23 protein-coding genes and 1 riboswitch are annotated in these 21278 nt (G+C 34.0%); of the genes, 10 read left to right on the top strand and 13 right to left on the bottom strand.

Annotated elements, in window-relative coordinates; genetic code table 11:
• Positions 1-31: 31 nt before the first annotated feature.
• The 4 genes from map to GMB29_RS14085 all read left to right on the top strand — a co-directional run bounded on the left by map (position 32) and on the right by GMB29_RS14085 (position 2676).
• Positions 32-772, top strand: coding sequence for a type I methionyl aminopeptidase (gene map / locus GMB29_RS14095; RefSeq protein ID WP_136354586.1), 741 nt, complete (start codon positions 32-34; stop codon positions 770-772).
• A 135-nt stretch (positions 773-907) separates the two neighbouring features.
• Positions 908-1051 (top strand): hypothetical protein, encoded by a 144-nt coding sequence (locus GMB29_RS27035; RefSeq protein WP_168733858.1) that lies wholly within the window; start codon positions 908-910, stop codon positions 1049-1051.
• 493 nt (positions 1052-1544) lie between these two features.
• The gene (locus tag GMB29_RS14090) at positions 1545-2387 is read left to right on the top strand and encodes a rhamnogalacturonan acetylesterase (protein WP_319941357.1); all 843 of its coding nucleotides are present in this window, start codon (positions 1545-1547) and stop codon (positions 2385-2387) included.
• Positions 2388-2463: 76 nt separating this feature from the next.
• The gene (locus GMB29_RS14085; protein ID WP_136354584.1) at positions 2464-2676 is read left to right on the top strand and encodes a hypothetical protein; all 213 of its coding nucleotides are present in this window, start codon (positions 2464-2466) and stop codon (positions 2674-2676) included.
• 60 nt (positions 2677-2736) lie between these two features.
• Here the strand turns inward: GMB29_RS14085 and GMB29_RS14080 are convergent, their stop codons facing one another.
• Complete coding sequence (locus GMB29_RS14080) at positions 2737-3576, bottom strand: STAS domain-containing protein (protein ID WP_227551338.1); 840 nt, start codon at positions 3574-3576, stop codon at positions 2737-2739.
• 204 nt (positions 3577-3780) lie between these two features.
• On the opposite strand from GMB29_RS14080, the gene GMB29_RS14075 reads away from it, so the two are divergent.
• Positions 3781-5082, top strand: coding sequence for a DEAD/DEAH box helicase (locus GMB29_RS14075; protein ID WP_136354582.1), 1302 nt, complete (start codon positions 3781-3783; stop codon positions 5080-5082).
• Positions 5083-5235: 153 nt separating this feature from the next.
• On the opposite strand, the gene GMB29_RS27710 is transcribed toward GMB29_RS14075, so the two are convergent.
• The 3 genes from GMB29_RS27710 to GMB29_RS14065 all read right to left on the bottom strand — a co-directional run bounded on the left by GMB29_RS27710 (position 5236) and on the right by GMB29_RS14065 (position 6583).
• On the bottom strand, positions 5236-5361 hold the full coding sequence (locus tag GMB29_RS27710) for a hypothetical protein (protein ID WP_264766576.1): 126 nt from the start codon (positions 5359-5361) through the stop codon (positions 5236-5238).
• 96 nt (positions 5362-5457) lie between these two features.
• The gene (locus GMB29_RS14070; RefSeq protein ID WP_136354580.1) at positions 5458-5862 is read right to left on the bottom strand and encodes a hypothetical protein; all 405 of its coding nucleotides are present in this window, start codon (positions 5860-5862) and stop codon (positions 5458-5460) included.
• 145 nt (positions 5863-6007) lie between these two features.
• Positions 6008-6583 carry a DUF2179 domain-containing protein gene (locus GMB29_RS14065; RefSeq protein ID WP_136354578.1) on the bottom strand — a complete coding sequence of 192 codons (576 nt, stop codon included), beginning with the start codon at positions 6581-6583 and terminating at the stop codon, positions 6008-6010.
• 347 nt (positions 6584-6930) lie between these two features.
• A riboswitch (cobalamin riboswitch) is annotated at positions 6931-7122 on the top strand.
• 141 nt (positions 7123-7263) lie between these two features.
• On the opposite strand from GMB29_RS14065, the gene metE reads away from it, so the two are divergent.
• From metE to GMB29_RS14050, 3 genes are all read left to right on the top strand, one after another.
• Positions 7264-9549, top strand: coding sequence for a 5-methyltetrahydropteroyltriglutamate--homocysteine S-methyltransferase (gene metE, locus GMB29_RS14060; protein ID WP_136354576.1), 2286 nt, complete (start codon positions 7264-7266; stop codon positions 9547-9549).
• 288 nt (positions 9550-9837) lie between these two features.
• A complete protein-coding gene (gene katA / locus GMB29_RS14055; protein WP_136354574.1) occupies positions 9838-11292 on the top strand; it encodes a catalase KatA in 1455 nt (484 codons plus the stop codon).
• A gap of 264 nt (positions 11293-11556) precedes the next feature.
• Entirely contained in the window at positions 11557-12018 is a 462-nt protein-coding gene (locus GMB29_RS14050) for an SRPBCC domain-containing protein (protein WP_136354572.1), read from the top strand.
• A gap of 223 nt (positions 12019-12241) precedes the next feature.
• On the opposite strand, the gene GMB29_RS14045 is transcribed toward GMB29_RS14050, so the two are convergent.
• The 6 genes from GMB29_RS14045 to GMB29_RS14020 form a co-directional block, all read right to left on the bottom strand.
• Positions 12242-12748, bottom strand: a complete 507-nt coding sequence (locus tag GMB29_RS14045) for an acyl-CoA thioesterase (protein WP_136354570.1) — start codon at positions 12746-12748, stop codon at positions 12242-12244.
• Positions 12749-12869: 121 nt separating this feature from the next.
• Positions 12870-13688 carry an NAD(+) synthase gene (gene nadE, locus GMB29_RS14040; RefSeq protein ID WP_136354568.1) on the bottom strand — a complete coding sequence of 273 codons (819 nt, stop codon included), beginning with the start codon at positions 13686-13688 and terminating at the stop codon, positions 12870-12872.
• A gap of 12 nt (positions 13689-13700) precedes the next feature.
• Positions 13701-14315, bottom strand: coding sequence for a nicotinate (nicotinamide) nucleotide adenylyltransferase (gene nadD, locus GMB29_RS14035; protein ID WP_136354566.1), 615 nt, complete (start codon positions 14313-14315; stop codon positions 13701-13703).
• Between the two features lie 80 nt (positions 14316-14395).
• Positions 14396-15874, bottom strand: a complete 1479-nt coding sequence (locus GMB29_RS14030) for a nicotinate phosphoribosyltransferase (protein ID WP_136354564.1) — start codon at positions 15872-15874, stop codon at positions 14396-14398.
• Between the two features lie 68 nt (positions 15875-15942).
• Positions 15943-16491 carry a cysteine hydrolase family protein gene (locus tag GMB29_RS14025; protein WP_136354562.1) on the bottom strand — a complete coding sequence of 183 codons (549 nt, stop codon included), beginning with the start codon at positions 16489-16491 and terminating at the stop codon, positions 15943-15945.
• A 15-nt stretch (positions 16492-16506) separates the two neighbouring features.
• Positions 16507-17286 carry an NUDIX hydrolase gene (locus GMB29_RS14020; RefSeq protein ID WP_136354560.1) on the bottom strand — a complete coding sequence of 260 codons (780 nt, stop codon included), beginning with the start codon at positions 17284-17286 and terminating at the stop codon, positions 16507-16509.
• A gap of 451 nt (positions 17287-17737) precedes the next feature.
• On the opposite strand from GMB29_RS14020, the gene glnA reads away from it, so the two are divergent.
• The gene (glnA, locus tag GMB29_RS14015; RefSeq protein WP_136354559.1) at positions 17738-19102 is read left to right on the top strand and encodes a type I glutamate--ammonia ligase; all 1365 of its coding nucleotides are present in this window, start codon (positions 17738-17740) and stop codon (positions 19100-19102) included.
• A gap of 371 nt (positions 19103-19473) precedes the next feature.
• On the opposite strand, the gene GMB29_RS14010 is transcribed toward glnA, so the two are convergent.
• Complete coding sequence (locus tag GMB29_RS14010) at positions 19474-19887, bottom strand: Hsp20/alpha crystallin family protein (RefSeq protein WP_136354557.1); 414 nt, start codon at positions 19885-19887, stop codon at positions 19474-19476.
• A 403-nt stretch (positions 19888-20290) separates the two neighbouring features.
• On the bottom strand, positions 20291-20437 hold the full coding sequence (locus GMB29_RS14005; RefSeq protein WP_136354553.1) for a small acid-soluble spore protein P: 147 nt from the start codon (positions 20435-20437) through the stop codon (positions 20291-20293).
• A 132-nt stretch (positions 20438-20569) separates the two neighbouring features.
• Here GMB29_RS14005 and GMB29_RS14000 point away from each other — a divergent pair, with 132 nt between their 5' ends.
• On the top strand, positions 20570-20833 hold the full coding sequence (locus tag GMB29_RS14000; RefSeq protein WP_136354551.1) for a Rossmann-fold NAD(P)-binding domain-containing protein: 264 nt from the start codon (positions 20570-20572) through the stop codon (positions 20831-20833).
• Positions 20834-20892: 59 nt separating this feature from the next.
• On the opposite strand, the gene sspO is transcribed toward GMB29_RS14000, so the two are convergent.
• The gene (gene sspO / locus GMB29_RS13995; protein WP_136354550.1) at positions 20893-21042 is read right to left on the bottom strand and encodes a small acid-soluble spore protein SspO; all 150 of its coding nucleotides are present in this window, start codon (positions 21040-21042) and stop codon (positions 20893-20895) included.
• Positions 21043-21278 lie beyond the last annotated feature (236 nt).

The following is a 21278-nucleotide window of genomic DNA, read 5'->3' as shown; positions in this document are numbered from 1 at the left end:
TGAAAAAATATATAAATGAGTAGGGGAAAAAATGATTGCAAAGACAGAAGAAGATTTTAAATGTTTGAAAGAAATAGGCGCAATAGTAGCAGCCATTCGTAATGAATTGGTTAAAAGAACAGTTCCTGGTATAACGACCATAGAACTTGATGATCTTGCCGGAGAGCTTTTTGAAAAGGCCGGTGCAATATCAGCTCCAAAAGGTGAATATGATTTTCCAGGTTATACGTGTATAAGTGTCAATGACGAGGTGGCACATGGTATTCCGGGTAAACGCGTTATTCAAGAAGGGGATCTTGTTAATATTGATGTGTCTGGTTCTAAGAACGGTTATTTCGCAGATACAGGGATTTCCTTTGTTGTTGGTGAAGGTGAAGAAATTTTAACTAAAGTTTGCGAAGTGGCTAAAAAAGCATTTGAAGCAGGACTAAAAAAAGCAAAGCCTGGTTCTAAAAAGAGCGGAATTGGAAAAGTCGTATATCAAACAGCTAGAGAACATGGATTAACAGTGATCAAAAACCTAACTGGACATGGAATTGGGCGCAGGATTCATGAAGCACCTGATCATATTTATAATTATAATGATACATGGGACGATGAGTTATTAAAGGAAGGTATGGTTATTGCATTTGAACCATTCATTTCCACTCTTGAAGAAGAAGTATTTCAAAAAGATGACGGGTGGACATTTGCTACTGAAAAAAGCTATGTAGCACAGTTAGAACATACTATTATTCTATCTAAGAATGGACCCATTATCATAACATTGTAATTTTTCATTTGAAATTATCTGATTTCTTTTCTTATTAAAACAAATCAATGAAGATAACTCATCTTTCAGTTAAGACCGCTATGATATACAGTTTTGTCTTCCCCCATATATTCTAACCTCTAGGAGGTATGGTAGATGAGAGAGCAAGTAGGCCGATGTGTTAAATGCAATAAAACAATCTATTGCTTGGATGGTTTTTTAGACGGAATTATAACAGAAGATAAGATCCTTTATTGTTTTTCATGTCGTTCAGATTCTTATGAGATTTTAGAAGAGTGAAGTTTTATTTGCATTAGAAAAGTTAATAGGGTTTTTATCTTAGGCTCTTTTCTCCCGAGCGAAAACATTTGAGATTGATTGGAGCAGATTGCGAGACTCCTGCGAGAGCAGCGGGGAAGGTGAGACTCATGCAGGCGTTTACGCCGCGGAGGAAAGCGAGCAACTGAAGGGAAATCAACCACACCGTATTACTTGGTAAATAGCAACAAAGTATAAGAAAAAACAACCTTATCTTATATCATTTTTTGTTGAAGCTATATACTTATTTAATAGCACGTTAACGACATTAGATACTGGTTTGAAAAATTACTTTTCAGACCAGTATCTTTTCGTTTTACATAAACTCTTTATTTACATGAATGGATACATATTTAGGTAAAATAAGTGTATGATTCATTAGAATTTTAATGAATAAAGGCAATTAAGCTATTTTAAAATTTCAAATTTTAGATAAGTTTAAAGTCCTTAAATAAAGTGTATAGAACAATAAGGAGTGATAAAGATTCGAAAATGGTTTAGTAAAATAATATCATTACTATTGATTATCTTTATATCAATTGCCATCATCATTCACGTAAATATATCCAAAGCCTCAGAAGCATCTAAATTTGCCTCAGAGGAAGAAGCGATCATCACGATTTATTTAGCAGGGGATTCTACCGTTTCACATTATGGAATTACTTTAGCTCCTAGAAAAGGATGGGGGCAAGAAATAGCACAATTGTTTAATGAAAATATTATCATTAAGAATCATGCGGTTCCAAAGCGAAGTTCAAAAAGTTTTATTCATGAAGGCAGATTAACTGATTTACTCAAAAACATTAAAAAGGGAGATTATCTTTTCATTCAATTTGGACACAATGATGAAAAGGAAGAAGATCCCACAAGATATACATTACCTGATACAACATATAAAAGTTACTTAAAACAGTATATCAATGGTGCTCGGTCAAAAGGTGCAATACCAGTGCTTATTACCCCTGTCGAGAGAAGGCGTTTTTCTCCGGATGGACATGCTTTATATTCTCATGGAAAGTATCCTCTTGCTATGAAGGAGTTAGCAAAAGAAGAGAATGTTCCTCTTATCGATTTAACAGAAAAAAGCAAAGCGATGTATGATCGATTAGGGCCCAAAAAAACCAAAAAGGTTTTCATGTGGTTAGATGCTGGAATGAATCCTAACTATCCAATGGGGATAACAGATAATACACATTTTCAAGAATATGGGGCCCAACTTATCGCTTATTTAGTTGTTGAAGGAATCTATGAAGTAGATTTGCCTCTTAAACATAATATTGATCAGGATATAATCATAAAATTAAACAGCAAAAAATAACTAGTAATAGCTGTGATATTTATTTCTATATATTATAATAAGAAAATCAACAGCTATTTTAAAAGGAGATTTTAATATGCAAAATAACGATCAAAACCAAAATGCAGATACACAACCAACAGAAAAAAAGAAAGTTAGCTTACAGGAATTAATGAAAAAACAACTTGAAAATAAAAAACAAGCTCAAGGAAATGGGAAACAATTAAATAAGGGAATGGCTGCAAATCAAAAGATGAAAAGCCAGCAAACAAAAAAGGCTAGTAATACACGTAGAAAAATGGGAAGCTAATGATGAGTAACTGAAAAACCGTGAGGATGTATAATCTTCACGGTTTTTTTAGGCGTATAACTATTTATGTACGACTTTAAGATCGATACTGGCTAAAGCTGTAGGTAAATCTGCAAATGTAGTGATCCCCTTAAAGTTAACACCTATTGATACGATGGTTTGAGCAATTTCTGGTCGTATTCCTGTAATAATTGTCTCTACACCCAACAATCTAAGCGCGTTAATAACCTTAAATAAATTATCAGCGACCATTGTATCAATTACAGGGACTCCCGTTACATCTAAAATTAAATATTCGAGTTTGAGTCTTGAAGATTCTTCCATGGTTACTTCCAGTATTAATTGAGAGCGATGTGTATCTATTTCACCAATAATCGGAACAACAGCCACACTTTTATTTATTGGCACAACTGGTACGGAAAGCTCTTCCAAGGCTGTATAGGCAATTTTCATTAATTTATTACTATATTCTTCATAAACCCTGCCAAATTCTGCACTAATTTCATCAAGTAATGGGTCAATGATTTTACTAACATCTAACATGGTGATAGCAGCAAATTGTTTTTGTTCTAATTCAACTGTAAAAACATCCCAAATCACTGTTCGATAAAATGCAAGTGATCTTAGTGCTCTTGATAATGAAATGTTATTGACCAGATAACCCGCTTCAGAAGTAGCCCAATCCTTTAATTCCTCTGATACTTGCTGAGAATCTATTAGTGATTTACCCAATATTTCAATCAAATTAGACGAATGTTTATTAAAACTTTCATCTTCGAGGTTCATAAATTTATTTACATCATTAGAATATAACTCATTAAGTAATTCAGAAACATTGTTAGCTAAAATTTCTTTATTTTTGATTATTTTCTGACCAATATAATATAATTCGTCTTTCAATTTACTCACCCTCTATTTTTTATCCACGATATTATCATAACATAATTACCATTATTATATAGGAGAGGATGTGAAAGAAAAATTCATTTTGTTGTGTACTAATTAATAATGTAACAAAAACTGAAAAATACTAATCAATATGCTATAGTAAGTAAGCCTTTGTATGAATGGACGTATTACTAAAAGAAATGAGACGTGATTACCTTGACTGATTTTTTACAACTCGGAATTAGAAAAGAAATAAACTATACATTAAAATCATTGGGACTAGTGACACCTACTCCTATTCAGGAAAAAACAATTCCTACGATTATCTCTGGGAAAGATGTTATTGCACAAGCACAAACTGGTACAGGTAAGACACTAGCTTTTGTCCTGCCAATTTTGGAAAAGATTGATACGAACAGCTCTGATATTCAAGCACTTATCTTAACTCCAACACGTGAATTAGCGCAGCAAATTACAAAAGAAATAAAAAAAATGATTGAGAACTTAGATGAAGTGAATGTATTAGCTGTTTATGGCGGTCAGGATGTAGCACATCAGCTGAAAAAATTAAAGGGTGCCCAGCATATTGTCGTTGCGACTCCTGGACGGTTATTGGATCACATACGTCGTGAAACAATTGATCTTTCTACTGTTCAGATGTTAGTTTTAGATGAAGCTGATCAAATGTTGCATATGGGATTTTTACCAGAGGTTGATGATATTATTTATGAAACACTGTCTACTCGTCAAACGATGTTATTCTCTGCAACGATGCCAAGTGAAATCAAAAGTCTTGCAAAAAAATATATGATCGAACCTGAAAATATTCAAGTGAAAAAGACACGAATAACAGTTGACGAGATTAAACAAGTGGTCGTCGAAACAACTGACCGTCGAAAACAGGCAACATTATTTCATTTATTACAAGAACACCGTCCATTTTTAGGAATTATCTTTTGTCGAACTAAAATTCGTGCGAAAAAGCTTTATGATGCTTTAATTGCAAACGGGTATGAAGCTGACGAACTACATGGTGATTTAACTCAAGCCAAACGTGAAAAAGCAATGAAGCGTTTCCGCGAAGCAAAGATTCAATTTTTAGTCGCTACAGATGTGGCTGCAAGAGGTATTGATGTAGAGGGTATAACACATGTATTTAACTATGATATACCTCAAGATGTTGAAAGCTATGTGCACCGCATTGGGAGAACTGGACGTGCAGGAGGAGACGGAGTTGCTTTCACGTTAGTTGCTCCAAAGGATTATGACTTCTTACATATGATTGAGAAGGGAATTAATCAAACGTTAGAAAAACAAGTAATTAAAGGGATTAGCATTCCTGATCGTGAAGACTATCAAAAAGAGAGACAAGAACAAACGAAAAAAGCAGGCCGTTCCATAGCTATGAGGAATGAGGGAAGAAAGGATTCTCATAAAAATTCAAATAAGAAACCGATTGTTCAAAGACAAAATAAGAAGTCAACAAATTCCAAGAATTCAAGAAGAAGAACTCGTTAAATAAGTTTAAAAAGAGGATGTCAAAAAATTATTTGACATCCTCTTTTCTTATCCCGTAATAAACGGCAGTAGGGATAACAGTTCAGTAAATGTAAATGTCCAACAACGCAGACAAGCTACAGGATATGGCATTTTAAGCGTGATAAACTAGCTTTATTTTTGCATATCCTTCTTAGTTATTTCACTTCTAATATTTGTATCCTTTGAAAATTCTGTATCCTGTTTTTTGTTGTTAGGATACTTGTTTTTACGTTCACGGTTATCGTTTCGGTTTGTCATCTTGCTTACCTCCCCTCAGGTAGTTTCATCACTAATTTGCCCAATGAGGAGGTTTTTATTTATTATAGAAACTGTCTTTATGTCGCAAGCTTTGTCCTAAAATCCACCTTCACCTGGAGTAAATGGTAGACTGAATTTTTGTTCAACAGCACGAAGTCGTTGATTTAATCGATTGAGACGACGTGTATGTTGTTCAACTCTTTCATTTATTTGTGTTACTTGGTCATTTAAACGGTTGATTTCGCGGTTTATTCTATTAATTTCTCTATTCATGCGGTTATTCTCTTCATTTTGTCTTTTCACTTCATTATTAAGTCTTGTTAATTCTCTTGCTTGTCGTTCATTTTGTCTTTCAAGTGCTGATAGTCTTCTTTCAACTGCTGGTGGCTGTCTAAAGGAATCAACATTGGCTTGGTATGGAAGATAAGGATCAGCTTGATAATGAATATATTGATTATCTTGCAGCGGATAAAAGTGATTATAAGGACCATATGGATTCATGAAGGAAACACTCCTTAATTTTTAATTGGATGAAATCCATATATGTGTATGTAGGTGAGTGCGGAGTGCCACGGCAAATGCCTAAAAAAGCAAACAAGATGAATCACTTGTTTGCTTTTTTTACTTTGAGAATTTACCAAATTTTCTATTGCTGTTCTTTTTGGACGATCATTTTTTCCTTTTGCTTTCTAAATGAGATTGCTCTCTTTTTCATCGACTTTGTTAAATAGCCGCCTTTGAAAGATCGTATCTCATACGACATTAGAAATGCTGTGGGTTCATAACTGTTAATTATTTCCAGTAGCTCATTTTCTCGAGACCGCTTTGCAACGATATCTAATCGATAGCGTACTGTATTGATGCCTTCTCCTTCAAAAACAGTAACACCAAAACCAGCTGTACGTAACGCATTTATAAGGTCAAGATTTTTATTAAGAATATTAGCTTGATAGGTAATAAAACCAATGGCTAATTTTCTTTCCAGCATGCCGCCTAATAGTAAGCCAATACTGAAACCTACAACATAAGCAATGATGTTATATAAATTAGATAGATCTTGAAAAACGATTGCTAAGCTAACGATATAAATGATTCCTTCTAACAAACCGACGCCAGCTGCTGACTTTGTTTGGTTTTTTACAAGAAGAATTGTCCTAATCGTTAAAATTGGTACATAAATTAGCTGAAGGATAAAAATCAATAAAGCTTCTAATAACACGATGGAATAACCCCTTCTTTATGTAATAATGAACACATATTACATTTAAATGAATTGGAAAAAATGCTAGAACTTCAAAAGCAGATCTACATAGATTACTCTTTTTTATAGCATTAAAGTCCTAAGATCATACTAATAATTTATTGTAAAAACAAGTGAATTAATATTTATATTCATTTAATAAAAAACTAGTCATTTTAACAAGTGTATTTTTACTTATTTTATTTTGTACGAATAATGGTCTTTCGCATAGGGACAAATCTTAAAATTGAAAAATATTATTAGAAAAACCTTGCTTAATCTCGAAAAATGGTATAATCTAAACCTCAAGTTTTAATATTTCAAAATTTAATAATGTTCAGGCAATGGGTGTTAAATGATTAAATTCTTTTAACTTAAAAGGGAAGTCGGTGTAATTCCGACACGGTCGCGCCACTGTAAAGGGGAGCTTCTTATCATAAACCACTGTTTCATAAAGAAATGGGAAGGGATATGAAGTGAGGAACCTAAGTCAGGAGACCTGCCTATTGTATGCACTTATTACCTACGCGAAATAGGGAGAGTGGTGGTCATGTTGAAAAAATCGATTTATTTCAACTCTAGTTAATTATGTCTATCAATCGTCTCTCTATTCATTAGAGAGGCTTTTTTGTTGGATAAATTGACATGGAGGAGTAAATAAGATGAAAATAAAAAATTCAAATATAGGTTATCCAAGAATTGGTGAGAACCGCGAGTGGAAAAGGGTTTTAGAATTATTTTGGTCAGATCAAATAAATGAAGAACAGTTCAACAATGAAATGGTAAAAATACGCTTATCACATCTTGAAAAACAACAAGAAAAAGGAATCGATCTCATTCCAATTGGGGATTTTAGCTACTATGATCAAGTATTAGATACTGCCGTTATGTTTGGTTTAATACCTGAGCGATTTAAAAATGAAGTGCAAAACGTAACACTAAAAACATATTTTGAGATTGCAAGAGGCAGCAAAGGTAAAGTGGCTGCAGAAATGACGAAGTGGTTTAATACGAACTATCATTATATTGTACCTGAGCTAGAGCACGCAAAACCTAGATTACTAGAAAATCGTATATTATCATTATTTCAAGAAGCAAAAGAAAAGTTAGGTATTAATGGAAAACCAGTTATTCTTGGTCCAATTACCTTATTATCTTTATCTAAAGGATATAATGAGCAACAAAAAGCGGAGTTATTACATTCGTTAATTCCGTTGTATCTTGAGGTATTTAATCAGCTTAAGGATGCTGGGGCAAAATGGATTCAAATTGATGAACCTATTTTAGTTAAGAATGTTGAGAAAGATTTAATCAATGAGTTTAAAGAAGTTTACACTGTTTTTCATGAAGGTCTAAAGGATGTAAATATTATCCTTCAAACCTATTTTGAAAAAATTGAATTTTATGAGGAAATTATTCAATTACCTGTGCAAGGTATCGGTCTTGATTTTGTACATGATGACGGGGGCAATCTCGAACAAATCAAGAAACATGGATTCCCAAGTGATAAAGTCTTGTTTGCAGGTGTCATTGACGGTCGTAATATTTGGAAAGCTAATCTGGTGGAAAAATCAACATTACTTTCAACTCTTACGGAATTCATTGATGAAGAACGTCTATTTATTCAACCATCATGTAGCCTGCTACATGTTCCAGTAACTGTAAAAAATGAGCACTACTTAGACACTCAAGTGAAAAATGGACTCTCATTTGCAGATGAAAAATTAGAAGAAGTTGTACTGTTAACAAATTTTGTAAATAAAAAAATATCTGTTACTGAACTGGATCAGCATGATCATTCCATACGTTCTCTAAAAAATTCTGCCCATCGAAACGTAAAAGATGTAAAAGAAAAATTGAAAAATCTTAAAAGCTTTTCTGCAACACGTATTGATGCTGCTGAAAGAAAAGAATTACATGAAAATCGCTGGAATTTACCTATCCTGCCTACGACAACGATCGGAAGTTTTCCGCAAACAAAGGAAGTTCGCAGCCAGAGGTTAAAATGGAGAAAAGGTGAATTATCTAATGATCAATATGAAGAATATATTAAAAAAGAAATAAAAAAATGGATCGAAATACAAGAAGAACTTGGATTAGATGTCTTAGTTCATGGTGAGTTTGAGCGAACAGATATGGTAGAGTTTTTTGGAGAGAAATTAGAAGGAGTTGCCATCACCAAATTTGGCTGGGTTCAATCATATGGTTCACGATGTGTGAAACCACCTGTTATTTTTGGTGATGTGTATTGCTTAGAAAATATGACTGTTAAGGAAACCGTATATGCACAATCACTTACCAAAAAACCTGTAAAAGGAATGTTGACAGGTCCTGTTACCATCGTAAATTGGTCATTTGTGAGGGATGATATTAGCAGGGTTGATGTGTTAAACCAAGTAGCATTAGCAATACGAAAAGAAGTTGAAGCACTTGAGGAAAATGGAATTACTATGATTCAAGTTGATGAAGCAGCATTACGGGAAGGGTTGCCCTTAAAAGAAGAAAAGACAGAAGATTACTTAAATGCTGCTGTTTATGCGTTTAAATTAGCGACATCCTCTGTAAATGATGATACACAAATTCATACGCATATGTGTTATTCAAATTTTGATGATATCATTCATGCAATTGATGCACTTGATGCTGATGTTATATCCATTGAAACATCACGGAGTCATGGTGAATTAATTACATCTTTCGAACAACATCATTATAACAAAGGGATTGGTTTGGGCGTATACGATATTCATAGTCCGCGTGTTCCAACATTAGAGGAATTATCACAAAATATAAAACGAGCTCTTGAAGTCTTGGATTATCGTGCTTTTTGGGTTAACCCTGATTGTGGGTTAAAAACAAGAGGTGAAGTAGAGACAGTTGAGGCGATTAAAGTTATGGTTAAAGCTGCACAAATTTACCGTGAAAAACTTAATACAGTTTCTATATAGAAGGAATATGCTTGCACCTTTTAACACTACTACTATTAAGTAAGTAGTGTTTTTTTTTTTTTTTACAAGATAGGGAAATCATTTTTCAAGTATTACACCAATAATGTAGTAATAGAGTTCTGTTTCTATTCATAGTATAAGTAGTGTTTATCAAAAAATTGGTAATTTAAAATGATTTAATAATGATTTTAAATATTAAATTATAATTATTATAAAAAAGTATTGATTTTTAATTAATAGATGATATTATAATACACATATTCAAAAAATTTATGAGGTGATTTTTACATGACTAATAATAAACTTACTACAAGTTGGGGTGCTCCTGTAGGGGACAACCAAAATTCAATTACAGCAGGAGGGCGCGGCCCAACATTAATACAAGATGTACACCTTTTAGAGAAATTAGCACATTTTAATAGAGAACGTGTTCCAGAGCGTGTTGTTCATGCGAAAGGTGCTGGAGCTCACGGTTACTTTGAAGTAACAAATGATGTGACAAAATATACAAAAGCTGCACTTTTTTCTGAAGTAGGAAAGCAGACTCCTTTATTTGTTCGTTTTTCAACCGTAGCTGGTGAATTAGGATCAGCAGATACTGTTCGTGACCCACGCGGATTTTCAGTTAAATTTTATACAGAAGAAGGTAACTATGATATTGTAGGGAACAATACACCAGTATTCTTTATTCGAGATGCTATTAAATTTCCTGACTTTATTCATACACAAAAAAGAGATCCACAAACACACTTGAAAAATCCAACTGCTGTATGGGATTTCTGGTCATTATCTCCAGAGTCTTTACACCAGGTAACAATTCTAATGTCTGATCGTGGAATCCCAGCTACATTACGCCACATGCATGGTTTTGGGAGCCATACATTCAAATGGACAAATGCCGAGGGTGATGGTGTGTGGATCAAATATCACTTTAAAACAGAACAAGGTGTTAAAAACCTCAGTCCAGAAGTAGCTGCACAAATCGCAGGAGAAAATCCAGATTATCATACGGAAGATTTATTTAATTCAATTGAGAAAGGCGATTTCCCAGCATGGAAATTATATGTTCAAATTATGCCTTTAGAAGATGCAAACACATACCGTTTTGACCCATTTGATGTAACAAAAGTATGGTCACAAAAAGACTATCCATTAATTGAAGTTGGTCGTATGGTATTAAACAGAAATCCAGAAAACTACTTTGCAGAAGTAGAACAAGCGACATTCTCACCTGGTACAATTGTTCCTGGTATTGATTTTTCACCAGATAAAATGCTTCAAGGTCGTTTATTCGCATACCATGATGCACATCGATACCGTGTAGGTGCTAATCACCAAGCCCTTCCGATCAACCGTGCAAGAAATGAAGTAAAAAATTATCAACGTGATGGTCAAATGCGTTTTGATGGTAATGGTGGTAAGTCTGTATACTATGAACCTAATAGCTTTGGTGGTCCAACTGAATCACCTGAAGATAAACAAGCTGCATTTCCTATTACTGGGGTAGCTGAAAGTGTTACTTATGATCATAATGATCACTATACACAAGCTGGTGACCTATATCGTTTAATGACTGAGGAGCAACGTGCACATCTTGTCTCTAACATTGTTGGGGCTATGATGCCTGTAACAAAAGAGGATATTAAACTTCGTCAAATCGCTCATTTCTATAAAGCAGACCCGGAATATGGAACACGAATTGCTGAAGGATTAGGATTATCTGTTCCAGAAGCAGTAAAATAATTTACTAGATTAGTTGATCATAAAATTATTATCTTAATTCTCAATAAATACTCATTTATTCTCATTTAAAAGCACCCAATTTGATTAGGGTGCTTTTGATTATGGAAAAAGATAACAGAAAAATGAGCTTTTTCAGCTTCGTTTTGTGGTGAAATTAATGAATTTCAATTAAACTTCGTATCTAAATATGTAAGGAAGATTTTCCCCCATGTATAATAATAGACAAACAATAAATTTTTTATGAATACAAAATAGGAGGGTAATATGAAAAAGCTTTTTGTTGATAAATCAATTGAAATAAATACACCTGCAGAAAAGATTTGGGAAATTCTCACCATGCCTGAATATACAACAAATTGGGCGAGTGAATTTTCAAGTGGAGGCCCTCAGTTCCGTTTAGAGTCTGAATGGAAACTAGGCAGTTCTGTTCTATGGAAAGCGCAGGATGGCACAGTTATTGTAGAAGGAGCTGTAACATCTATTGAAAAAAATAAACTTCTTCGTTTTACTGTTTTTGATGTAAGAAGTGAGGAGAGACCAAAGGTTACTGATGAAGATGGGATTACCTTTCAATTAATTGGAAATTCAACTAAAACGACACTACATATATTACAGGGAGATTTTTCTGTCATGAAAGATGGAGAGAAGTACCGTGATTTAAGTGCAGAAATTTGGGACAAAGTCTTACCGATTGTAAAAGAGCTGGCAGAAAAGGGAGAAAAATAGTTAACCTAATTAGAATAAATTAGTTATTTCCAGTGTGAAGGATAACCACTCAAATGGTAAGTCTTCAAAAAATGCTCGTGTGTTAAATCTTAAAAAAATTTTCTTCTATATTTAAGGTGTAGCAAGCCAAATTCTCACTAATTAGCAATCGTTTGAGAAGTTTGGCTTTTTGTTATCAGATTTAATGATAAAATCTCTTATTATTACATATTAAAATCTCAGTTCATAATGTTACTACAGCAGCAAATGCTTCACTGTGTTCGCGACGTTCCTGGCGGACTTTAGTTCTCTGCGGTGCCGTATTATACAGCATGATTTCTTCATCAGATTCCGGGATGACTTTTGGAACTTGCACGGGTTTCCCTTGTTCATTTAATGCTACAAACGTTAAAAACGAAGTTGCTGCAAGCTTGCGATCACCTGATTTTAAATCCTCCGCAATAACCTTGACAAAAACCTCCATTGACGAACGGCCAACATATGAAACATATGATGTAACACTGACGGAATCGGTTTGCCGAATAGGCCTTAAAAAATCAACAGAATCTGTTGAAGCTGTGACAACATCAAAGCGTGAGTGTTTTGCTGCTGAAATGGATGCCACATCATCTATATAACTCATAAGTTTTCCCCCAAATAGGGTATTGTGATGATTTGTATCCAACGGGAATACTCGGCTAGTCTTAATGACAAGTGATTCTTTACATGTTTTAGCTGTTCTTTCATTCATGTGTGCTCGCTCCTGGTATATTTATATTTTTTAGAACGTCCAATACTGCGTTTATTGTTATTTTTTATGTTTTTGTGATTTTACCCCGAGTGGTAGCGAACCATTCGGGGTCTTCTTTTTATTATTTCCACCAAGTATCGAACATAGAAGCTGGAAGTTGACGTTTATGTTGAGTAATTAAATAGCGATTTTCAATTTTATCAGCAATTTCTTTCTCAACCTTCTTGCCTTCTAGGTAGTCATCTAATTGATCATAGGTAATGCCCAGCTCAGTTTCGTCAGCTTGTAGGGGAGTATGATCAAGTAAATCTGCTGTCGGTATCTTGAGATATAATCGCTCAGGTGCATCTAATTCTTTGAGCAAGCTTTTTCCTTGTCGTTTTGTTAAACCTGTCAGCGGAAGGAGGTCAGCTCCACCATCGCCATATTTTGTGAAAAATCCTGTAACAGCTTCTGCTGCATGGTCTGTTCCAATAACTAAGAGTCCATTTTGACCTCCAACTGCATATTGTGTGATCATTCGAACTCTCGCTTTTACATTCCCTTTATTAAAGTCTGAGAGGGCATCGTCAGTCGTTGCTTTATAGCTTTTAGTGAAAGAATCAACAGTTTCCAATATATCAAATGCAATGCTTTTATCAGGTTTAATGAAAGATAATGCTAATTGTGCATCATCTTCATCTTTTTGAATCCCGTAAGGAAGGCGAACTGCGATAAATTTAGCATCATAACCTTCTGTACGTAAATCCTCTACAGCAAGTTGTGCAAGACGGCCGGCAAGGGAAGAGTCTTGACCGCCGCTAATCCCTAATACAAACCCCTTTGCACCTGTTTTTCTTAAGTAATCTTTTAAAAATGTAATTCGAGCTTTTATTTCTTCTTTTGGTTCGATTGTTTCTTTTACATGCAATTCGCTCATAATTTGTTTTTGTAAATTCATTTCTGATTCCTCCTAAATGTATAAGGATTGTTCTTTAATATATCTGTAACACGCTTCAGGTAATAGATATCGCGGGTCTCCTCCTAACGAAAACTCGTCTCTGATATAGCTGGAACTTATTTCCATCGCAAGACCCTTGTCAATTAAATGAAATGTTTCGCCATCATCATTATTTCTTAAAATCGGAGAAGTACTAATGGCTTTCAACATGTTAATTCCATTTCTCGCCATGACAATGAACTTATTTTCTTTTACTAAAAGATCTGAATTACCCCATTTACCATTTCCGATATCAATTAATAAATCTGCACCCATTATAAAATAGATCGTATCATGTTTATATTTGCTCTTAAAGTATTTCAGTGTTTCGTAAGTCGAAATATTCCATGCATTTTGGTTCATTTCGTAATCATCAGCAATAAACTTTTCATTGTTCTCAATAGCAAAATGAAGCATATTAAGTCGGTGAACATCTTCTATCTGCATTTTTTTATCTCTCCGCTTACTTGAACAAGGTAAGAAAATAACTCGATCAAGTTTGCATCTGTTCAGGATTGTATTTGCAGTCCAAAGGTGTACATTTGTAATTGGATCAAAGGACGATCCGTAAATTCCGATTTTCCCCATTGTTCTCCTCCAAAATGTTGGTCATAACGAAAAAAGTCGAAGTATACTAGAAAGTCGGATTAATAAATCGATCTATTGCTTCATTTTGTATTTCTTGAGATCATCTCTGAAACCTTTTGTTGAACCTCATTAATATTTTTCATTTTGTTATCCCAGCATGCTTGACTTAAATCTACTGGATAATCTTCAGGGTGAAGGGAGCGCTTATATTCATCCCAGAGTAATTGTAAATTTTCCAGTGTATAATTTTGCATTTCCAATAAAGAGGGGGTATCGTATACGAGTTTCCCATTTTCAAATATTTTGTGATGTAGCTCTTTTGCATAAAAATTTGTAACAAATTTACTGACGAAAGTATGGACAGGGTGAAACATCTTTATTCTTTGTTCTCTTTCTGGGTTTTCATCGGAGAGAGTAATATAGTCACCTTCAGATTTATTATTTAACCTATTAATAATTCGATAAACTTTTTTCAGGCCGGGTGTCGATACCTTTTCTGGATTTGCGCTTATTTTAATTGTATCAATCATTTGTCCATCTTCATTCTCGATTGAAACGAGTTTATAAACAGCACCTAGAGCTGGCTGATCATATGCTGTAATTAATTTTGTTCCGATCCCCCAAATATCTATTTTTGCATCTTGTGATTTTAAATTGATTATTGTATTCTCATCTAAATCATTTGATGCAACAATTTTTGTATCTTGGAAACCAGCTTCATCTAACATAACTCTTGCCTTTTTTGAGAGGTAGGCTAAATCTCCGCTATCAAGACGAATACCGATAAAGTTTATTTTGTCTCCTAATTCCTTGGCAACTCTGATTGCATTTGGAACACCTGATTTTAATGTGTCATAAGTGTCGACTAGAAAAACACAATCCTTATGACGACGAGCATACTTATGGAAAGCAATATATTCATCTTTATAAGCTTGGATAAAAGAATGAGCGTGTGTGCCAGAAACAGGGATACCGAACAATTTTCCTGCTCTTACATTTGATGTCGCTTGAAAACCACCTATAAATGCAGCCCTAGTACCCCAGATAGCAGCATCCATTTCTTGTGCTCGACGAGTTCCAAATTCCATCACAGTATCGTTGCCGGCAACTTGTTTAATTCTTGCCGCTTTCGTAGCTATTAAGGTTTGATAATTGACAATATTTAATATTGCAGTTTCAATTAGTTGTGCTTCTGCTAGTGGTGCTTCAATACGAACGATTGGTTCATTTCCAAAAATCATTTCGCCTTCTAAGACAGAATAAACATTTCCAGTAAAGCGAAGGGTTTTCAAGTAAGATAAAAAATCTTCATCATAGCCTAATTCATCACTTAAATAGGCGAGGTCCGTTTCACTAAAATGAAAATTATTAAGATATTGAATAATTCTCTCAAGTCCGGCGAAAACAGCATATCCATTTCCAAACGGAAGCTTTCGAAAATATACTTCAAATACCGCTTTACGGTTGTGGATATCATCTTCCCAATATGATTCAGTCATATTGATTTGATAAAGATCAGTGTGAAGCGCTAAACTATCATCACTATAAGTGTTTTTCATAAAAATGTCCTCCAAGAGTTTCTAATTAAAAAATAGTAATGGGGATACCTAAACATATAAAATCAGTATTATACGACTTTTGCATTTAAACATGCTTTAAAATGAGTTATTGCCCAAAGATGACCTTGCTCTTTAAAGCTTGCAACTGCATTTTCATGTATAACAATTGAAAAACCTTTGTTATATGCATCAACAGCTGTATGAAGGACACAAATATCAGTACAAACACCAACAAGGTGGACTTCAGTAATTCCACGTTCTCTTAGTTTTATTTCAAGATTTGTTCCCGCAAACGCACTATAGCGAGTTTTATCCATCCAAAACACATTCTCTTTTTCTTTATTTTTTTCATAAGTATTAGCAAGTTTTCCAAATAGATTTCTACCTTCAGTGCTTTTTATATTGTGGGGAGGGTATAATGTGGATTCTGGGTGAAATGTATCATCGTTTTCATGCATATCGATTGCAAATACAACAAAATCCCCGTTTGTAATAAAATCATTTGTTACTCGGACAATTGCCCCTTCAATTTCCTGTCCGGGTTTACCACACGTTAATGCACCTTGATCAGCGACAAAATCATTTGTGTAATCAATATTAATTAATGCTTTTACCATCCTAAATACCTCCTCTTAATATCTTGCGGTATAAATCGGTCTAACAATATTTATATCATCAGCAAATCGATATAATTGGGTAGGGGTCTTAGAAGTTCGCTGCGTTTTTTGCCCTGAAACTTCCTCAATAAAGGGAAGAGTTTTGATTTTTCTAGAAAATGCTTGTTCACTTAAAACAGCAGGATCATTTGTAACAGTTTTTAATACTGCTTGTAATTCTGAATACGTAAATTGTTTCTGTAAAAAGTTTTTTGCAACAGTTGTGTGCAGTAAATCATGTTTAATAACGGCGATTGCGTCTTCAATAATTTCTTGATGATCAAATGCTAAATCAAGGTTTAAAACTTCTTCAACGGAAAATAATTTGACATCTTCTGCATCATCATTTGCTTTACGTCTTGATAATTCGTGTTCAGGTACGATGGCATAGTGTGCATTCGTAATAATCCATCCACGGGGGTCTCTACCTGGTTTATCATATACCCCAAAGTGCTTTAGATGAATGCAGTTTACATTTGTTTCTTCTTCTAGCTCACGCTTGGCTGCATCAAATCCTGATTCATCCGGCTGTACAAATCCACCTGGTAATGCCCATTTTCCGGCTTCAATGTTAACTTGACCTTCTGCATTATAGAAAGATCTTTTTATTAGCATAAGCATTAATGTCATATGCGGTGGTTTAAATTCACCAACCTTTGATGAAAGTATGGTAAAAACAGCAATGTCAGAAGTGTACCCATCAGGTGTGCGGAATGGTGTTTGATCATAACTTTCTAAAGCTTCTTTATTAGACATGGTACAGAGCTCCTATTAACCTAAAATTATTAATTAACAAACTGTTAATTGTTAATTGGATTATATGTTAAATTTTGCACAAAGTAAACCACAATAAACAAAAATAGGTGAAAAGTTTTGTTTGATCATATAAAAGTTGAGTTCGGAGAGATTTTTGTCTAATTACGAGGAAAGACGTTGATTTAGTTTATGTTAATTAGCATGATTCATACAAACATGTGAACTGCATTTTGAATAAGAATACATTAATCTTCGTTTTTATACATTAAAATGCACGCGTTTATCATGCATTTTAATAGAATTGAGTGGTTATTGGTAAGGTAAGCGCTTTCTATTAGAGAATTATAAAAATACAGAAAATATACTAGAAAAACTCTTGTCAAATCGACAAACATTAAATATAATAAACCCATGTTATAAAAATAGACATATGAATGAGAGGTTTTCTAACATGGCAGAAGCGGTTATTTCAAATGCAAAAAACGATACAGAAGTACTAGCACAAATTAAAGAAATTATAAATGTTAAAAATGTTGAATTAATTCATCTTCAATTTGTAGACATAGAGGGTATTTTAAAAAGTATTACAGTGACTGTTGAGCAATTCGATGATGTTGTTCAAGGTAAACAAATGTTTGACGGATCATCTGTTAAAGGATTTTCTCCAATCAATCAATCAGATCTTTACTTAATTCCAGACTATTCTACGTTTGCAGTATTACCTTGGACTGTTGAAGAAGGATATTCAGAAGCACGTTTCCTTTGTTCGGCAGCTAATCCAGACGGAACTCCTTTTGAAGGCGATACTCGAAACGTATTAAAAAAGACTGTTGAACGTGCAGCAGATAAAGGATATACAATTTCTGTAGGTCCTGAATTAGAATTCTTTTTATTCAAAACGGATGAAAATGGAAATCCAACAATTGAATTAAGTGATAATGGTGGATATTTCGAACCATCACCTAAAGATCTTGGTGAGCGTGTTCGTTTAGAGATCTACCGAGCTTTGAAAGCAATGGGCTTCACAATTGAAGCATCACATCATGAGGTGGCAGAAGGACAACATGAAATTAACTTTAAGTATGCAGATGCACTCGGTGCGGCAGACTTAGCGACTACTTACAAATGGGTTGTAAAAACAATCGCTCAAAAATTTGGATTACATGCATCGTTTATGCCAAAACCTGTTTTTGGAATTAATGGTTCAGGTATGCATGTTAATATGTCATTTTTCAAAGATGGTGAAAATGCATTCTATGATCCGACAGATGAACTACAATTATCAGAAGAAGCTTACAAATTCATTGCTGGATTAGTAGAAAACGTAAAAAGTTTTGCGGCTATTACAAATCCACTAGTAAACTCTTATAAACGTTTAGTTCCGGGATATGAAGCACCATGTTATATTGCTTGGTCGGCTTCTAACCGTTCTGCATTAATTCGTATTCCAGCTAAAAAGGGTATGGCAACTCGTGTTGAACTACGTTGTCCAGATCCATCAGCAAATCCATACTTAACTTTTGCTGTCATTGCTGCTGCGGGACTTGACGGAATTGAAAAAGATCTACAAGTTACAGCTTCAATTAATGAAGATATTTTCCATATGACGGAAGAGCGTCGAGCTGAATTAGGAATTGAAAATCTTCCAGGAAGCTTAGAAGATGCTGTTAAAGAATTAGTAAATGGTGAAATTGGTCTTAAAACACTTGGGCAACATGTGTTCGGTGAGTATGTTGCAGCTAAGAAATCAGAGTGGGACAGCTACCGTACTGCTGTACACACTTGGGAACTAACAAACTATCAAGCTAAATTTTAATTCTTTGAGTGATATGCTGGGAGCTAAAACTCCCAGCATATTTTTTTATTAATAATTAATTGAAACAACCGACCTTTTTCAACATATATTGTTAGAAAAGGGGTTTGGCTAATGGAAAAATATTATTGTGCAAAATGTATGCTATTGAATGATGAAAACATATCTTGTATACAATGTGGTAATCGCGAACTTAAACCAATAAGAATAAGTGTTCAAAATCAACAATCAAATGATGATAAAATAAAATGACAGTTATTGACTGTCATTTTTATGTAAAAAGGCCTAGCCAATCAGGAATTAAAAATGTATTATTCCTGATCGACTATTAAGGTATATGATAGGTTAAGGTGGTACTCCTTTTTGATCCTTTGTCAGCTATTAATCGTAATTTTGATGTTTTTATGATTCAATTGACCATCTTTGCAAATTTTGATCTCTAAAATTCCGTTAACTAATGTTGCTTTAATCACTTTTTCTTCTACTATAAATGGAAATTTAATGTTCCTTGATAATTCATCATTGATACTCTGTTCTTTATCTTGATTATTATTATCAGGACAGACTAAGATTTTTATTTTTTCATTACAAGTCGTAATTTGAATATTTTCTTTTTTTATCTTTTCTCCTAGTTCTGCTTCTATTATATATTCTTCACTCGTTTCAAATAAGTCGACTCGAAATGTGTGCTCATCCAGAAGGGTTGTAAACGGATCTGTAAAGAATTGAGTCATCCATTCTTCAATTCCATCAATATTCATTGGATTTGAACACTTTTTCATATTCATTTTGCTTGACCTCCATCGAACGAAAACTCCCTTTAATCAAAAAAGTAAATACCCCCAGTACCAATAATATTCAGAATCTTTTTTTGTGTGAGCGAAATTGTCCAAAGGAAAGTTAAATGAATAAATCGCTTAGAAGCAAGAGTTAATGATTTTAAATGAAGGCTGTTTTAGCATACTTTGTTGCCATTTACCAAGTAATGCGGTGTGGTTGATTGCAGCGAGAGATGCTCGCTTTCCCGCGGGGCGGGCGGTGAGCCTCCTTGGCGTAAACGCCTGTTCCGCTGCTCCCGCAGGAGTCGCGCAATCTGCTCCAATCAACCTTAAATAGTTTTCGTTTTAAAAACAACAATCTTTACGAAAAGAGCCTAAATGAAAAAGAAAAGGAACGGGGAGGCCCCATTCCTTACATATCGTGACTTGAATTATGTTTTTGACGTGTATGATTTGCGTTTTTAACTTTTTTTGAGCCATCTAGAGGTTCTGGTTGTCCAGGATTGTTCCCTTTAGGAGCGTTTTTTCTCATGTCTTTACCTGTATTTTTATTTGTCAATTTAATCCCTCCTAACAATTAGAATGGTTTAACTTCGTAAAAACATTCATATGAAAATGTGAATATTTTTTGTGTGAAAAGGACATAATAATATATGGTTTTATACATGCAATGAAAGGAATGTGACAATCAATGCCTTACAATAAAAACAAGCAACAATCTTTCCAAGCCGCTCAACAAGGCGCAACTGATGCGTTTGATGCATATGAAAATATTGTGAAAGATGGAGCGGATTATGGATCACAACTCAAACATTTGACAGAAGAAGTGAATGAAGCATATCAACAAATTAATAATGCTTTAGAAAATGCATCTGAAACACAAAGACAAAGACTTGAGCAATATCAACGAGATCTCCAAAAAATTGTAAATGATGTTAATCAGTCGAACACATAAAACAAAAAACGACGGTAATTCCGTCGTTTTTTGCCGATTAAGTACTATTAAAAGAAATATTATTGATTTTTCTTGCGTTTTTTATTATTTTGTTTTTGTGCTGCTGTTAAGGGCTCATTTGAAAACTCTTCATTATAACCTGTACCTACCCCTTGAGCGCTGGCATTATTCATACCTTGTATTAAGTGATTTGCTTTACGTTTAGCCATAAGTGTAACTTCACCCCCATAAAACTATTTTGCGTCAAAGGATAAATTACGATACAAAAAACTTACGTTTTTGTAAATTTTAGATATTTTTTTGAACAAACTATCCCTATATAGTTAAAAATTTGATATAGTAAAAAAGTAAAATTGTACGCTTACATAAGTAAAACTTATTAATATCAATAACATCATTGTTATTTACTTATGTTATAAGGTGTATTAAAATTTTATTGTAGAAT

The organism is Metabacillus sediminilitoris, from assembly GCF_009720625.1.
In the GTDB taxonomy this organism is placed as follows: domain Bacteria; phylum Bacillota; class Bacilli; order Bacillales; family Bacillaceae; genus Metabacillus; species Metabacillus sediminilitoris.
The sequence above is the reverse complement of the archived record's forward strand: the minus strand, read 5'-3'. Positions and strand labels throughout refer to the sequence as shown.